Origin of the sequence: Flavobacterium aquiphilum, from assembly GCF_027111335.1 — a bacterium.
Classification (GTDB): Bacteria; Bacteroidota; Bacteroidia; order Flavobacteriales; family Flavobacteriaceae; genus Flavobacterium; species Flavobacterium aquiphilum.
Map to the genome: position 1 here is coordinate 91264 of NZ_CP114288.1, position 16080 is coordinate 107343.

At 35.8% G+C, this 16080-nt stretch carries 13 protein-coding genes and 1 tRNA gene; 6 read left to right on the forward strand and 8 right to left on the reverse strand.

Annotation, left to right across the window (positions count from 1 at the left end; translation table 11 throughout):
• The first annotated feature begins 143 nt into the window (after window positions 1–143).
• The 4 genes from OZP12_RS00390 (at window position 144) to OZP12_RS00405 (ending at window position 6498) form a co-directional block, all read left to right on the forward strand.
• Window positions 144–2507, forward strand: coding sequence for an efflux RND transporter permease subunit (locus OZP12_RS00390; protein WP_281227058.1), 2364 nt, complete (start codon window positions 144–146; stop codon window positions 2505–2507).
• Window positions 2508–2861: 354 nt separating this feature from the next.
• A complete protein-coding gene (asnS, locus tag OZP12_RS00395; RefSeq protein ID WP_281227059.1) occupies window positions 2862–4295 on the forward strand; it encodes an asparagine--tRNA ligase in 1434 nt (477 codons plus the stop codon).
• Window positions 4296–4381: 86 nt separating this feature from the next.
• On the forward strand, window positions 4382–5848 hold the full coding sequence (gene rpoN / locus OZP12_RS00400) for an RNA polymerase factor sigma-54 (RefSeq protein WP_281227060.1): 1467 nt from the start codon (window positions 4382–4384) through the stop codon (window positions 5846–5848).
• Window positions 5849–5892: 44 nt separating this feature from the next.
• On the forward strand, window positions 5893–6498 hold the full coding sequence (locus OZP12_RS00405; protein WP_281227061.1) for a hypothetical protein: 606 nt from the start codon (window positions 5893–5895) through the stop codon (window positions 6496–6498).
• Here OZP12_RS00405 and OZP12_RS00410 read toward each other — a convergent pair.
• The 3 genes from OZP12_RS00410 to OZP12_RS00420 form a co-directional block, all read right to left on the reverse strand.
• Window positions 6493–7206, reverse strand: coding sequence for a porin family protein (locus tag OZP12_RS00410; RefSeq protein ID WP_281227062.1), 714 nt, complete (start codon window positions 7204–7206; stop codon window positions 6493–6495). The two genes, OZP12_RS00405 and OZP12_RS00410, sit on opposite strands and share 6 nt — an antisense overlap.
• Window positions 7207–7433: 227 nt before the next feature.
• Window positions 7434–7520: transfer RNA gene (locus OZP12_RS00415), tRNA-Ser, on the reverse strand.
• Between the two features lie 70 nt (window positions 7521–7590).
• Window positions 7591–8469, reverse strand: coding sequence for a LysR substrate-binding domain-containing protein (locus OZP12_RS00420; RefSeq protein ID WP_281227063.1), 879 nt, complete (start codon window positions 8467–8469; stop codon window positions 7591–7593).
• 90 nt (window positions 8470–8559) lie between these two features.
• Between OZP12_RS00420 and OZP12_RS00425 the strand changes: the two genes are divergently transcribed.
• Window positions 8560–9792: an MFS transporter gene (locus tag OZP12_RS00425; RefSeq protein ID WP_281227065.1), complete on the forward strand. Its 1233-nt coding sequence runs from the start codon at window positions 8560–8562 to the stop codon at window positions 9790–9792.
• 15 nt (window positions 9793–9807) lie between these two features.
• Here OZP12_RS00425 and OZP12_RS00430 read toward each other — a convergent pair whose 3' ends face one another.
• From OZP12_RS00430 to OZP12_RS00450, 5 genes are all read right to left on the reverse strand, one after another.
• Entirely contained in the window at window positions 9808–10836 is a 1029-nt protein-coding gene (locus OZP12_RS00430; RefSeq protein WP_281227066.1) for an asparaginase, read from the reverse strand.
• The gene (locus OZP12_RS00435) at window positions 10826–11962 is read right to left on the reverse strand and encodes a 1-acyl-sn-glycerol-3-phosphate acyltransferase (protein ID WP_281227067.1); all 1137 of its coding nucleotides are present in this window, start codon (window positions 11960–11962) and stop codon (window positions 10826–10828) included. Before OZP12_RS00435 ends, OZP12_RS00430 begins: the two co-directional genes overlap by 11 nt.
• A gap of 63 nt (window positions 11963–12025) precedes the next feature.
• Window positions 12026–12805 carry a TatD family hydrolase gene (locus OZP12_RS00440; RefSeq protein ID WP_281227068.1) on the reverse strand — a complete coding sequence of 260 codons (780 nt, stop codon included), beginning with the start codon at window positions 12803–12805 and terminating at the stop codon, window positions 12026–12028.
• A gap of 302 nt (window positions 12806–13107) precedes the next feature.
• The gene (locus OZP12_RS00445) at window positions 13108–13833 is read right to left on the reverse strand and encodes a tetratricopeptide repeat protein (protein WP_281227069.1); all 726 of its coding nucleotides are present in this window, start codon (window positions 13831–13833) and stop codon (window positions 13108–13110) included.
• 2 nt (window positions 13834–13835) lie between these two features.
• Window positions 13836–14420 (reverse strand): RNA polymerase sigma factor, encoded by a 585-nt coding sequence (locus tag OZP12_RS00450; protein ID WP_281227070.1) that lies wholly within the window; start codon window positions 14418–14420, stop codon window positions 13836–13838.
• A gap of 663 nt (window positions 14421–15083) precedes the next feature.
• Here OZP12_RS00450 and OZP12_RS00455 point away from each other — a divergent pair.
• Window positions 15084–16070, forward strand: a complete 987-nt coding sequence (locus OZP12_RS00455; RefSeq protein ID WP_281227071.1) for a hypothetical protein — start codon at window positions 15084–15086, stop codon at window positions 16068–16070.
• The last annotated feature ends 10 nt before the right edge of the window (window positions 16071–16080 follow it).

The window sequence follows — 16080 nt, forward strand, 5'->3', positions numbered from 1 at the left end:
AATCTAAAATTTACAATAAAGAAATTATTTTATTGTAAACGAAATAAAGTCGCAAATAGCATGTCAAAAACCAGAAAACACAAACACTAACATGAGATTTCTAACTGTTTTGCTTACATTTGCATGCATTTTTAAAGATTATTATGAAAAATAATATTCAAGATAGGTTTTGGGAGAAATTAGCCCGAATCATTCTTAGAAACAGAATTCCAATTTTAATTGCTGTCGCGTTCATTACAATTTTCCTTGGTTATCAATGGAAAAATCTTTCAATGACGTATACCGAAGCCAACTTACTTCCAAAAAATCATGTTGCCAATAAAGATTACGAAAAGTTTTTGGACAAATTCGGAGAAGAAGGAAACCTTATTGTAATTGGTTTTCAAGACCCAAAATTTTTCACGCCAAAAAATTATGCGGCCTGGAACGAATTGATGACAAGCTTGAAAAAAGCCAAAGAAGTTGATTTGGTAGTATCTTTAAATGATTTAAAAAAACTTGAAAAAGATACTATTAACCAAAAATTTGTCCTTTCGCCTTTCATCGACCAAAGTAAAACCATTGATCCTGAATATTTAAAAAAGGTACAATACGATCTATTTCACAATCTGCCTTTTTATGAAGGATTGTTGTTTAATAAAAAAAGCGGAAGTATCCGTTCGGCAGTTTACATGAACAAAGCGCTTGTAAACACTGCCGAAAGAAAAACATTTATAATTGAAAATTTAGTTCCGAAAATCGACAAATTCGAAAAAACTACCGGAATTGACCTTCGTGTTTCGGGAATGCCATACATCAGGACGATCAACGCTGATAACATGAAAGGCGAAATCGGACTATTCATCGGTGCAGCTTTACTGACTGTATCGTTAATTTTCTTTTTCTTTTTCAGGTCGTTCAGCGCGACATTTATGTCAATTTGCATTTTGATTGTTGGCGTAGTTTGGTCGTTCGGTACACTTGGATTATTTCATTATAAAATCACAATATTAACGGCTATTATTCCGCCTTTAATTATTGTAATCGGGATTACCAATTGTATTTTCCTTATCAATAAATACCAACAGGAAATTAAATTACATAACAATCAGGCAAAAGCTTTACAACGTATTATTTCAAAAATTGGAGTTTCGACTTTGATGACGAATTTGACTACTGCAATTGGTTTTGCCACGTTTATGATTACCGGAAACGATTTGCTTTTTGAATTTGGTTTGGTAACCTCAATCAACGTAATTTCAGTTTACCTGCTGACATTGCTTATCGTACCAATTGTTTACAGCTTTATGCCTCTTCCAAAAGAGAAGCATTTGTACCATTTATCAAAAACGTACATTTCATCTCTGTTAAATTTTGTCGAAGACACCGTAAAACACAAACGCAAAGTAATTTACACCATTTATGGAATTCTTTTGGTGTTTAGTGTTATTGGAATTGCGCAGATGAAAGTTTCGGGAAGTTTAATTGGTGAAATGCCAAAAAGCGCTGCTTTCTTCAAAGATATTTTATTTTACGAAAAAGAATTTAACGGAGTTATGCCGCTGGAGATTATGATTGACACCAAAAAGAAAAAAGGTGTTATGAAATCATCAACCATTCGTAAAATGGATGAATTGCAAAATACCATTACAGAAATACCTGAACTGGCAAAACCGGTTTCGGTTGTAAACCTGGTTAAATATTCAAAACAGGCTTTTTATAACGGAAATCCCGACTATTATGAATTACCAACGTCGCAGGAACAAGCTTTCATTTTGAGTTATGCCAAAAATGCTACTAAAAACAACAAAGAAAATTTAATGAAAGCTTACGTAGATTCGACTGGACGATATGCCCGAATCACAACTTTCATGAAGGATATTGGTACTGATAAAATGGCCAAAATTGAGAAAAAACTACATTCTAAAATTGATGAGATTTTCCCAAAAGACCGTTTTGAAGTTACTATTACCGGAAAAGCTTTGGTTTTCCAAAAAGGTACAGCCTATCTAGTAAATAACTTAATAGAATCTTTGATTTTTGCCATTATCGTGATTGCAGTTTTGATGCTGTATTTATTCCGATCGTTCAAAATGGTCATGGCATCAGTAATTACAAATGTTCTACCACTTTGCATCACATCCGGATTGATGGGATATTTTGGAATCCCATTAAAACCTTCAACGATATTGGTTTTTAGCATTGCTTTTGGTATTTCTGTAGATAATGCTATTCAGTTTATGGCCAAATACCGTCACGATTTAATTCAGAATAACGGTAAAATAAAAAAATCGGTATTCAGTTCATTGAGAGAAACCGGAATCAGTACTTTTTACACTTCGATTGTACTGATATTAGGATTTGCCACTTTCACTTTATCAAGTTTTAGCGGAACAATTGCACTTGGAGGATTGATTTCATGTACTTTGACATTTGCCATGTTTGCTAACTTATTGGTTTTACCCTCATTGGTATTGACTTTTGAAAAGAAAAGAACCAAGAAAGAGGATTTGGAACACGCACATTAATCAAGAATATTTTTATTTCAAAAAGCACCCAAAATTTTATTTTTTTGGGTGTTTTTTTGTTTCCAAAAAACATAACGCCAAACTAATAATACCATTTATACAGAAAACCCTAATCCTGACCACTTCGCTTTTCTTTTATTTTTAATGAACGTTGAGCAAACTTCGTTCGAAGAGAAATCTTTTTCATTTTCTACAAAAGAATAAAAGAACTAACTCCAAAATCCTCTACAATACACTGCATCTCGCAATTACCATTTCAAACAAATAATTTATATTTGCATAAAATTATAACATTTATTTTTTCATCAAATTAAAAACATCCTGATAACTACAGGACTTAAATAGAGTAGCAAAATGAGACACACAAAAGTTAAAGACTTACTAAACAGCACAAAAACATTACAGGAAATCAATGCAAAAGGTTGGGTTAGAACTTTTAGGAACAATCAGTTTATTGCTTTAAATGATGGTTCAACCATCAATAACATACAATGTGTTGTCGATTTTGAAAACACCCCAGACGAAACTCTAAAAAGAATCACAACCGGAGCTGCGGTTTCGGTAACAGGAAATTTGGTAGAAAGCAAAGGTGCCGGTCAAAAATACGAGATTCAGGTTAACAAACTGGTAATCTTGGGCGACTCGGATGCCGAGAAATTCCCAATGCAGCCAAAGAAACATTCGTTGGAATTCTTGCGTGAAAATGCGCATTTGCGTGTACGCACGAACGCTTTCGGGGCAATTATGCGTGTGCGTTCCGTTTTGTCTTTTGCAGTACACAGCTATTTCCAGCAAAAAGGTTTCGTGTATGTAAACACGCCAATCATCACAGGTGCCGATGCAGAAGGTGCTGGCGAAATGTTCCAAGTGACTTCATTGCCATTGGACAATTTGCCTAAAAATGAAGAAGGCAATATTGACTACAAAAAAGATTTCTTCGGAAAACACACAAATTTAACAGTTTCAGGTCAATTAGAAGGCGAAACTTTTGCGATGGCTTTGGGGCAGATTTATACTTTTGGACCAACATTCAGAGCCGAAAATTCCAATACTTCCAGACATTTAGCTGAATTCTGGATGATTGAACCGGAAGTGGCTTTCAATGATTTGAATGACAATATGGATCTTGCCGAAGATTTCATTAGATATGTTATTAAATATACAATGGAAAAATGCCCGGATGATTTAAAATTCCTGGAAAGCCGTTTATTGGATGAAGAAAAAACAAAACCACAGGCCGAAAGAAGCGAAATGGCTTTGCTCGAAAAACTTAACTTCGTATTAGAAAACAATTTCAAACGTGTTTCTTATACCGAAGCAATTGACATTTTAAGAGATTCTACTCCAAACAAAAAGAAAAAATTCCAATATCTTATCAATGAATGGGGAGCCGATTTACAATCAGAACACGAACGTTATTTGGTAGAAAAACACTTTAAATCTCCGGTAATTTTGTTTGATTACCCAGCAAATATCAAAGCGTTCTATATGCGTTTGAACGAAGATGGAAAAACAGTTCGTGCGATGGACATTCTTTTCCCAGGAATTGGAGAAATCGTAGGAGGATCACAAAGAGAGGAACGTTTTGACGTTTTGGTCGAAAAAATGAAAGCACTTGGAATCGACGAGGAAGAATTATGGTGGTATTTGGATACAAGAAGATTTGGTTCGGCAGTTCACTCCGGTTTCGGTCTTGGATTCGAAAGACTGGTTCTTTTTGTAACAGGTATGACTAACATTCGTGACGTGATTCCTTTCCCAAGAACTCCACAAAATGCAGATTTTTAGAAAAAGTTTAATGCCGTTTAAATTGTTTAAATTGTTTAATTTTGTTTAAACAACTTTAAACCATAAAACCTTTAAACCAAAAATAAATGCTTAAGCAGTTTTTAAATTTAAAAATATCACAAAAATTATCTCCACAACAAATTCAGTTGATGAAGTTAATTCAGTTGCCTACGCAAGCATTTGAACAACGATTACTTGAAGAAATGAACGAAAATCCTGCTCTGGAATCAGGAAAAGAGGAGGATAACTACGAAAAAGACGAGTTCGACACTGAAGATTATGACGATTATGATGATTCTGAAGCGGACAGAGTGGATGCCGAAGATATCAATATAGACGAATACCTCAATAGTGACGACACTCCAGATTATAAAACTCAGGCCAACAACTACAGCGATGATGACGAATCTAAGGAAACGCCATTTGCCGCAGCAATAAGTTTCCACCAAGACCTCATCAATCAGTTAAATACGTTTATCCTGAATGACGAGGAGCGTGATATTGCCGAATTTTTGGTGGGAAGTATCGACGACATGGGTTATATCCGCAGAAGCATTCCCGATTTGGTCGATGACATGGCCTTTACCCAAGGTCTTTACACTACCGAAAAACAAGTAGAAGCTATCCTAAACATCATCCACGAACTCGAACCAACTGGCGTTGGCGCAAGAGATTTACAGGAATGTTTATTACTTCAGTTAAAACACAAAACCCCGACAGAATCAATCGAACTGGCTACTTCCATTATCGAACAACAATTTGATTCTTTTGTAAAAAAACATTACGACAAACTGATTCAGAAATTCAGCATTTCCAATGAGCAGCTTAAAAATGCCATACACGAAATCGAAAGACTGAATCCAAAACCGGGCGGTTCATTTTCTGGAAACAGCAAAATCACCGAAAATGTAGTTCCTGATTTCACCATCCGTATTGTTGACGGTGATTTGGAACTAACATTAAATGGAAGAAACGCTCCTTCCCTGCACGTTTCCAAAGATTATCAGGAAATGATGCAAACCTATAAAGAATCAAAAGACAAATCGAGTTCACAAAAAGATGCTGTACAGTTTATCAAGCAAAAACTGGATTCGGCTAAATGGTTTATTGATGCCATCAAGCAACGTCAGGACACTTTGTTTGTAACGATGAATGCTATAATGCATTACCAAAAAGACTATCTGCTCGACGGTGACGAAACCCGTTTAAAACCGATGATTCTAAAAGACATCGCAGATATGATTGGTCTTGATATCTCAACTGTTTCCAGAGTCGCCAACAGTAAATATGTAGAAACTCCTTATGGCACAAAACTGATAAAAGAATTCTTTTCGGAGGCAATGAAAAACGACCAGGGCGAAGAAGTCTCAACTATTGAAATCAAAAGAATTTTACAAAATACCATTGAGGAAGAAGACAAGAAAAATCCGTTGCCGGATGATCTATTGGCTGAAATCCTTAAAGAAAAAGGATATCCGATTGCCCGAAGAACAATTGCAAAATACCGAGAACAGCTTGAAATTCCTGTTGCGCGTATGAGAAAAAAACTTTAAGTGTTGTTTTTCAGTTTTAACTTTCATCAAACCTCTTTTTGAAATTGAAAAAGATACTCCCCATATTCTCGTACATCTTCCATCCGCTTTTCACACCAGTGCAAGCTTGCTTTTTCTATTTTTTATATCATATTTCCGATTTTGGAATAGATCAGGTCAAATCGTTTTTTTTGCATATTTCAATCATAACCATTTTGACACCAATGGCATTGTATTTTCTATTGCGCTACACTGGTAAAGTCGATTCCATAATGATTGCCGAAATAGAACAACGCAAACTACCGCTTGTTTTTCAAAGCTTTTTAATCATTTTATTGCTCAGAAAAAGCATTCCGTTGGAATATTACTTTGAATTACATTTTTTCTTCTTAGGAGCCTTATTTAGCACCTTATTTGCACTTGGGCTATTATTTGCTAAAATCAAAGCCAGTTTACACATGCTGGCTATTTCAGCTTTAACCGTTTTTGTTTTTGGATTGAATACACACTACCAAACAGGAAATATATACGTAATTCCTTTTTTACTACTAATGAATGGATTTGTTGCTTCTTCACGTTTGGTTATGGAAGCTCATACTCCAAAAGAATTAATTATAGGATTATTATTGGGAAGTATCCCTCAAATGGCATTTCTCTTTATATGGCTATAAAATATAGTAAATGACACCTATGCTCAGAGCATTCATGGTAATGGGAACCGAATCAATTTGAGCTGACGATTTAAAGAAAGAATTCAAGTTATAATGTACTTGTAAATTAAAGGCGCTATACCCTACAGAAACATACACACTGTAAAGAAAATCTTCAAAATCTTTATTATTTTTTACTACGATCTTGTTAATCCCATCATCAAAAACTGATTTATCCAACAATAAATAACTCAATTTAAAACCACTGTATATCCTAAAAAACTGGTAAGTCACAGGATCAGAATCTCGCCATCTAATTTCAATTGGAAATTCAACCCGAAATTGCTCAAACCTGCTTTTATCATAATGCACATCTGAAGGTATTACGGTATAAACAGGATTTTGGCCACTTCCAGTAATGGCCATATTTTGAAGATAATTATTAAACGAAAAACCAATTCCAGGCGCGATCGCAAAAGTTCTTTTTTTATTTATTGGCATATCCCGAAGAAATCCGCCAAAAAAACCAAATGATATCTTAGACTGAGACACACCATCAGGTTTTTTTATAAGCGAGTTATAATTAATTCCGGCATAAAACTGATCTTCTCTATAAAGACTGTCAATCTTAACATGCAAAGTATCGATTGAAAATGTATTCTCTTTCTCTTGAGAATAACCCATGAAAAATGATAAAAAAAGAAAACAACCAAGAAATAATCGCATCATTATTTTGAGAATTAAATTGGGAATTGCAGTATTTAAAGTTTGCTAAATCTATTGCTGTTACAAATATAAGGTTTTGTAGTTAACAATGGACTCCAAAGTAAATTAGTGAATCCGATTGATTTTAAACGTTTACACTTAACCAAGAATGAATTTTACAGATAAACTTTAAAAACAAAAAAACCGAAAATCAAAGTTTTCGGTTTTTTAAAATTCTGTAAGTCATTTCGCAGAGAGAAAGGGATTCGAACCCTCGATACAGTTACCCATATACTAGCTTTCCAGGCTAGCTCCTTCAACCACTCGGACACCTCTCTATTATTTTGGTGTGCAAAGAACACTAAAAAAAATGAATTTAAAAAATATTTTAAATGATTAATTATTACTTTATGTCACAACTAAATCCCGAAAAGCTTCAATAAACAAACCGATGGCTTTTTTTTCGTACTCACTTTTGATAGTTATAATATATGATTTTCGTTCGGTTTTTACTCCTGTTAACTCAATTGCCTGAATTCCATGCCATCCCTTCAGTGCTTTTTCAGTCACAATAGTTGCCCAATCACTGTTTTCTATAATTCTCAGCAGCGCATGAATTGCATTAAGCTCTATCGGAATTTTAGGTTTCATGTTGAATTTTTCAAATAAAACATCTAAAAATTCTCTTGAATTGAATCCTCTCGATGGTAAAATCAGCGGAATATCTTCTAATTTTTTAAAAGGTATCGAACTTAATTTGGCTAATTCATTATTTTTAGAAACTGCCATCACCAGCTTGGAGGTAAACAATGGAATTTTTTGCATCGGCAATTCAATTTCATTATTGGATATTACCAAAACCAAGTCAAGTTCATTTTGAAGTAGCTTGTTCTGTAGAGGTTCCGTTGACCCATATTCGACAATAATTTTTAGATCCGGATATTTCTTGGCAAATAATTCCACAACAGGCAATACCAGTAAACCAAAAATATAGGTAACTCCTATTCGCAATTCTCCACCAATTAAATTATTCAAATCATCAATCGCTTGTTTCCCTGATTCCACATCTTCCATCACTCGTTTAGCATGTTTCAAAAAAACATCACCTGCTTCTGTCAATTGTACTTTTTTGCCAGTCCTTAAAAACAAAGGCATTCCAAGCTCTTCCTCCAGTTTTTTAATCTGTTGTGACAAACCCGATTGTGTAACATAACAAGCATCAGCCGCTTTTGTAAAATGCAATACATCTGCCAAGATTACAAAATATCGCAATTGAAATAATTCCATAATTAATAAGTTAAATTAATCATTACAAGTAAAATTAGTAATTTTTTTAATGACATTATAATTACCAACTTTGTATCAAAGAAAAAAATCATGTTTAAAGCACTTCGATCACGAAATTTCAAACTCTTCTTCTACGGGCAATCTGTATCAGTAATTGGTACCTGGCTACAAAAAACAGCCGTAAGCTGGATGGTTTACAGTATTACTGGTTCAGTATTTTTATTGGGATTGGCGACTTTCTTAAGCATGATTCCCTCATTGTTTTTGGCTCCCTTAGCAGGAAGTATTATTGGTCGTTACAACAGACACCGTAGTATGATTGTATTGCAGTCCCTAGCGATGCTACAAGCTGGCATTTTAGCATTATTGATTTATTTAAAAATGTATAATATTACTTTTATACTAATTTTGAGTTTAATTCAAGGAATCATCAATGCTTTTGACATGACTTGCCGACAAACCATGATGATCGATATTGTAGATACCAAAGAAGATTTACCAAATGCCGTAGCATTGAATTCTACTTTAACGAATTTTGCCCGAATTGCCGGTCCAGCTCTCGCAGGTATTATTTTACAACAATACGGAGATGATATTTGTTTCATAGGCAACTTTCTTAGCTATATCCCAGTACTTATTTCCCTTGCTTTAATGAAAATAAAACCTTACAACAAAGCGACCGACAAACTTAAAATGTTAGACGATTTTATCGAAGGTCTGGACTACATTAAAAAAGAAAGTCAAATGGCAAAAATGTTATTAATGCTCACTTGTAGTAGTTTGTTCGTAATTTCATTCAACACTCTAATGCCTGTTTTTGCCAAAGACATCTTCAACGGAAACGCTCAAACTTTTAGCTGGTTTGAAAGTGCTGCTGGAATTGGATCAATACTATCTGCTATTTATTTGGCTAACTTAAAATCGGGATCAAACATAGATAACATAATGATTGGAGCGAGTATTTTGCTGGGCACTAGTATTCTTGTTCTTGCATTATCAAGCAGTTTTATCCTAACCCTTATATGTATGGTTTTAAGTGGTATTGGGATGATGGGACAAACGTCTTCTATAAATATCTATATTCAAACCAAAAGCACGGCACACATGCGCTCCCGAAGCATTAGCTATTATATGATGGTATATCAAGGCATGATTCCGGTGGGAAGTTTAATCATTGGCTATATCTCTCACTCCCTTGGCGTAAGAACTACAGTCGCTATTCAGGGAGTAATATCTATCGTTTCTGTAATTATATATCTGTATTACAAAAATCAAAAAAACACAAAGGAGCTCGAAACCTGCCCTGTTCGCTACAAAATTTAATATGTTTTTAGTAATTTAAAGGGAAATTTCACCTCTCAAAGATGTTTCGAATACATTTTTAAAATTCGATGGTGCTATTTTTTGGCCTAATAAGTACATTAATTTGGTCACGGCTGCTTCGGTTGTGATATCTTTCCCGGAAATAATTCCCAGATTTTTCATCGTGGTGCTCGTTTCATAATGCCCCATACTTACACTTCCAATAGCGCACTGCGTAACATTAACAATGTACAATCCCCTATTGACAGCATTTTGCAAAAGCTCCAAAAACCAATCTTCAGTTGGTGCATTTCCTGCTCCGTAAGTTTCCAGTATTATTCCTTTCAAACTCTCAATATTCAAAATTGCAGATAGGACGGCTTCACTTATTCCAGGAAACATCTTAATGATAGCGACATTATTGTCTAAATAAGTATGAACTTTCAACTCAGCCTCATTTGTTTGTAAAAACAATTCAGAGTTCATTTTCAAATGCACACCAGACTCCACCAAGAAAGGATAATTTGGAGATATAAAAGCCCTGAAATGTTCGGCGTTTACTTTTGTCGTTCTATTACCGCGGTATAATTTGTATTCAAAATAAAGACAAACTTCCTTAATTAATGGCTTGCCGTTTTCATGCAAAGAAGCAATTTGAATTGCCGTAATTAAATTTTCCTTTGCGTCTGTCCTTAAATCCCCGATTGGCAATTGGGAGCCTGTAAAAATAATAGGTTTGGAAAGATTTTCGAGCATAAAACTCAATGCCGAAGCCGAATATGACATTGTATCAGAACCATGAAGCACCACAAAACCATCGAAATTATCATAATTATTCTCGATAGTACAGGCAATTTCGGCCCAATGTTCCGGGTTCATATTCGATGAATCGATAGGATTTTCGAAAGAAAAAGTAGCGATCTCGCAATCCAGCAATTTTAATTCAGGAACGTTGTGAAGCAGTTTAGCAAAATCAAAAGCCTTAAGCGCCCCTGTTTCAAAATCTTTTTTCATACCAATGGTTCCACCAGTATAAATCAAAAGAATTTGAGGCTTAGAGTTCATCAAAATATTTTAATTTATTGACAACAGGATTGGCATACATATCCAAAAAGCCTTGTTTGGCAACTGGATGCTCGTGATCGATTCTCAACTCTAATCGACGCTCAAAAAGCATTTTTTCATTTTCGGTATACAAATGAGCAAAACGATCTGAATTGTTTACAATATCATAAGCGATAAAATTGGTCGTCCACAAGTGATAATTACTCAACACAGAATCATCAATTACTTGTGCCAATGCCTGAACTTGTTTATTGGTAGTATCTACGTTTTTGATAATATCGTCAATTTCAGTATCAAGAACATCGCCAACATGGATGTGAATTCTTTTCTTTTGTCCAATGATTCCGCTCAGCAAAGTCATGAAATCTTCATTTTTCTCTTTCTTGTAAATCTCATTATTTGCCTCGGCCAACAACTGTGGCATTTTCAGGGCATCTGTCGGGTCGTACTCGTAAGAAACAGAAACCGGGACAATTTTGATTTTCTTAAAATAATCCATGATATTTTCCTCGTCAGATCCCATGGCGATCATTTTCAAAACACCTGGATTGGTTTCGTCATTCCCATCTTTGGTTCTTCCTTCTCGTTGTGCAATCCAAACCGAACGATTATCATGCAATAACATTTGAGCCATATATTCCGCCAACAATTTGGAACTCACAAGCATTTCTCTTGGAGACAATCCGCGTTGAACCAAAAAGTTTCTGTTTAGTTTGGCCAATATTTTCAAAAATGGTTTGTGCACCAAATTATCGCCAATGGCCGATGAAGTCATTATCATCCCGTGTTCATACAGGCATGCATTTAGCAAAGTGGTGTCAAGAACAATATCTCTGTGGTTGGAAATAAAAAGATAGGCAGTATTTGGTTCTAATTTTTCAAAACCTGATGTCGTCAAGCCCTCGGAGCTTTTCTCCAACACCTGCTGTACCCCATGATAAATAAAGTTACACTGAAATTCTTGAATAGAGTGTGTATTACGAAGTTGTTCTTTCCAAATTTCATCGTCAACGCCCGGAAAACAAAAGTTCATCAACCCTTTCATCATAGGATGGTCAATAACCTTTAATATTCCCTGGTTTATTTCAGAATCATCAAAAAACCTAATCGCATCAAATTTATTCATTTTGGTTCTCAATTTAGTTCGACAAAAGAACAAAAAAAATATTAAACTTGGAGAAAATCGACATTAAATACCGAATATTTTCATAGAATTCTCAGTTGTTACACTTGCTATTTCATTTGCCGAAAGGCCATAAATCTGAGCCAATTTATCGACAACATTCACCAAATAACTACTTTCGTTACGCTTACCCCTATAGGGAATCGGGGCCAAATAAGGAGAATCTGTTTCAAGGACAATATGCCTTAAATCGATTTGATGCAAAAATTGATCAATTTTTCCGTTTTTAAAAGTAACTACTCCTCCTATTCCCAAACTCATATTATAGGATATAGCTTGCAAAGCCTGTTCGTACGTTCCGGTAAAGCAGTGAAAAACACCGAACAATTCGGGTGATTTTTCTTCTTCCAAAATTTCGAAGATTTCATCAAAAGCCTCACGGCAATGAATCGCAATTGGAAGGTTGTATTGTTTTGCCAACTGAATTTGCTTTCTAAAAGCAAACTGCTGTTCTCTCAAATGAGTTTTGTCCCAATACAGATCAATTCCAATTTCGCCAATAGCAACAAACTTTCTTTTGGCCAATTCGTTTTCAACATGCTGTAATTCCTCAAGATAATCATCCTTTACGTAGGTTGGGTGCAAACCCATCATCAAGAACACGTTATTTGGATAGTCGCGTTCTAGATCATACATGCTTTGCGTACAAGTCGAATCTATTGCCGGAACAAAAAAACGGGTAACACCATTGTCTATGGCGCGTTGCATCATATCGCTTCGGTCCTGATCAAATTCTTCAGAATATAAATGGGTGTGGGTATCGGTAAGTATTGCCTTTGTTTCCAAGTGTAAATTTTAAAGAGGCAAAATTACTCAAAAATAGGGCTTTACCAAATAGGGAATGACGCTAAATTTTTGCACAAAGATTCTCAAAATGAACCACTATGTACTGAAAGCCTTTAGTTTTGGCTTGGCAGACAAAAAGTCTGCAAGATTGGATTCCGAAAAATTTATGAAATTGCCACAGATTCACAGATTAAAATGTTTTAAAAATCTGTGAATCTGTGGCAAATAAATATTTTAAAAAAGATATTTGTGAACCTAAGCATTTCCTTAGTGAATCTTTACGAAATAACTATTTTGAAATACTAATCCAACTCATCCAACAAAGCATCAACCTGATCATTCCCCTCGTAATCCTCAGGAATGGTCAACAAAAGCTCTTTACAGGATTTATAATCTTTCTGTTTCAACTTACTCAACGCCAAGCTCCAAATCGCCTTGTTTTTATAAATCGAATTGCCCGATTTCAAAGCAGTAAAAACCTTTTCGGCTTCGGCAAACCTGTTTACCTCAAGCAAAGAAACCCCATAAAAATATTGGATCTCGGCACTTTTGTCTGTTTTCAAAATAGTTTCAAACAACGGAATCGCCTCACTGTACTTTTTCCCGTTGTAAGCAGTTTCGGCTTGCTTCAAATTTGCATCAGCAGTCCCTCTTTCGGTAAAGAAAGCCTGTTCAGGATGATTGTAATCCTCAAAAACCGGATCTTGATTATAATTAAAAAACAACAACCCAAACAAAACAGCAACCGATGCTGCAGCCGCATAATACCAAGGTTTGAACTTAATCACTTTGGATTTATGCTTTTTATAATGTTCTTTCGAAATCTTTTTTAAATTCTCTTTAAAAGCTTTTCGCTCATCGGCATGGCCAAACTTGTTTTCCAAATGTTGGTGCAGTTCCCTGTATGTTTCAAAAGCCATTTTCAACTCCGGTTCCTCCTTCAAGCGTTGCTCAAACGCCAATTTATCCCCAGCATTCATTTCCCCTTGAAGATATTCATCAAATTCCAAAAAGTGTTCCTCATTCATGGCTAGGTATTTTTTATAGATTTAAAACGATTGTTTTCCTGGATCCATTGTGTGAGCTGACCAATACAAAGCGATTTCTTTTTGCGGACATAACCATAAGTCACCATCAGTTTTTCAGCAACTTCCTCCATAGACGGAAGCGCAAAACTCAGCTTTAGCAACTCCTGGCATTTTTCACCCAGCTTTTGAAACATCATATCATACAATTGCTGTTTCTCGTCAAAATGTTCGCTCTGCAAAACCATTTCATCCACAGATCCGTCTATAGATGTCAACTCTTTATTAATTGTTACCCCTTTATTCGAATGTTTTTTTAACTCGTTGAGCCACTTTCGCTTACACAGCAAAAAAAAGTAAGCATCAAACGGACAAGTCAGTTGCAACTTTTTCGCCTTTGCCTGATCAAAAAGCAAAATCAACACTTCCTGAACCACATCCTGAGCCTTGTCTTCATCACCCGAATTGTTCTTAATATAACCGACAACTTTGGGCACAAACTTTTTATAAATAGCATGAATGACCTCCGAATCATTATTCGCAAGTCCATCAATATAAATCTGGTCAGGGTGATGGGATTTTCGATCCATAAGAAAAATTTTAACGAAAATACAAAAAAACAAATACCTCGTAATCAATTAAAATAGTAAAAAAAAATCTTGGGCGTGCCCCTGTTTAACAATGGGGCTTACTTACAATACCACTTATACAGCCCCATCATTAAACAGCGTCGGGCTGTCCGCGTTACTTCGGTAACTTGCTCCCATCCCTCACGCGAACTGCAAAACCAGTAATTAACTGCTGAAAAAACAAGTCAAGATTGCCGTTTTTCATCCTAACAGGTTTCCAAAACACAAACCTTCATCTAAAAAAAATAAAAAAATTTAAAAAACAGGGGTAACAATATCCAACCTCAATGGATATAACAACATAAACCAACATTTAAAACTTTTAGATTATGGAAAACATCAAAAAAATAGGCGCCAATTTCATTAACAAACTTTGGACATTAATCACCCGATAAAAAACAGGGGTAACAAATAAACCATTCAATTGATATACCCCAAAAATAAAAGCTAAAAAAAATCCAATTCTAGCTCTCTCTCCTTCGGAGAAGGTTGAGGAGAGGAAAAAAATTTAAAAACAAGGGTAACAATATCAAACCCCAATTGATTTAACAACAAAACAATTAACAACCAGAATCTGAAAAACATCCTGAAACTTTCGGGACAGATCGCAAAAACTTAGAAATCATGAACAAGAATTTAAAATCAATCGCACTTTTATTTGTGGCAACAATGGCAATGGTAAGCTGTACAAACGAGGACACACCGAAAACCGAAACGCCAATTATCCCGGCAACTGCCGCCGAGTTCAAAGCCATCAAAACCGAAGCCCTAACTAAGCTAAAACAAACGTTCACCATCACCGAGGCTTCGGGGACAGTGACACTCACTTCTGCCAAAGGGGTAAAACTAATGATCAACAGGGACTACCTCCGAAAAAACGGAAATCCGGTAACTGGTCCGATTTCTATCGAATACGTAGAGCTTTTCGACAAAGGGCATATGCTCGTGGCAAACAAGCCTACAATGGGATTGACCACAGACGGGAAGAAAAACCTATTAATCTCTGGTGGCGAATTCTACATCAAAGCAACCCAAGACGGAGTGGCGCTAGAATCATTGGCCACAATGACCCTTCTTGTCCCAACAAGTTTAACCGACGGATTAAAAACAGGAATGCAGTTATGGATAGGCAATTTGGATGATCCGGAAAACCTAGTTTGGAGAAATGTAGCCGATCCAGGAACCGCAGGAGGAAAAGGTGGAGTACAAGGAGAAGGAAGCAACTATTATGTTTCTTTTGGAAACTTCGGATGGACAAACGTAGATAAATTTTACAGTGACACCAGACCAAAAACAACCATTCTTGTCGATGCTCCCGATGGATACGACAACACCAACAGCGCCATTTATTTGTCCTATGACGGAGAGGGCAAAAACGCTCTTGCAAAATTGGATACCTACACCGCAGCAGGATTATTCAGCGAGCACTACGGTCAAATCCCGATTGGATTGGCTTGTCATATCATTTTTGCCACCGAGGAAGACGGACAGTGGAGATACGCCATCAAAGCTGTTACCATAGGCGCAAATGATGTTTACACTTTCACGCTGGCCGAAACTACTCTTGGCACCGAAGCGCAATTGGTAGCTGCAATCAATGCCATCCAATAACCCCATGCCC

Bases quoted from the DNA above. Each gene is read 5' to 3' on its own strand.
- OZP12_RS00445 (WP_281227069.1), bottom strand. From the start codon at position 13,833: ATGAATGAGGAACACTTTTTGGAATTTGATGAATATCTTCAAGGGGAA.
- OZP12_RS00455 (WP_281227071.1), top strand. From the start codon at position 15,084: ATGAACAAGAATTTAAAATCAATCGCACTTTTATTTGTGGCAACAATG.
- OZP12_RS00420 (WP_281227063.1), bottom strand. From the start codon at position 8,469: ATGGAATTATTTCAATTGCGATATTTTGTAATCTTGGCAGATGTATTG.
- OZP12_RS00435 (WP_281227067.1), bottom strand. From the start codon at position 11,962: ATGAATAAATTTGATGCGATTAGGTTTTTTGATGATTCTGAAATAAAC.
- OZP12_RS00410 (WP_281227062.1), bottom strand. From the start codon at position 7,206: ATGATGCGATTATTTCTTGGTTGTTTTCTTTTTTTATCATTTTTCATG.
- rpoN (WP_281227060.1), top strand. From the start codon at position 4,382: ATGCTTAAGCAGTTTTTAAATTTAAAAATATCACAAAAATTATCTCCA.
- asnS (WP_281227059.1), top strand. From the start codon at position 2,862: ATGAGACACACAAAAGTTAAAGACTTACTAAACAGCACAAAAACATTA.
- OZP12_RS00430 (WP_281227066.1), bottom strand. From the start codon at position 10,836: ATGAACTCTAAGCCTCAAATTCTTTTGATTTATACTGGTGGAACCATT.
- OZP12_RS00390 (WP_281227058.1), top strand. From the start codon at position 144: ATGAAAAATAATATTCAAGATAGGTTTTGGGAGAAATTAGCCCGAATC.
- OZP12_RS00450 (WP_281227070.1), bottom strand. From the start codon at position 14,420: ATGGATCGAAAATCCCATCACCCTGACCAGATTTATATTGATGGACTT.
- OZP12_RS00425 (WP_281227065.1), top strand. From the start codon at position 8,560: ATGTTTAAAGCACTTCGATCACGAAATTTCAAACTCTTCTTCTACGGG.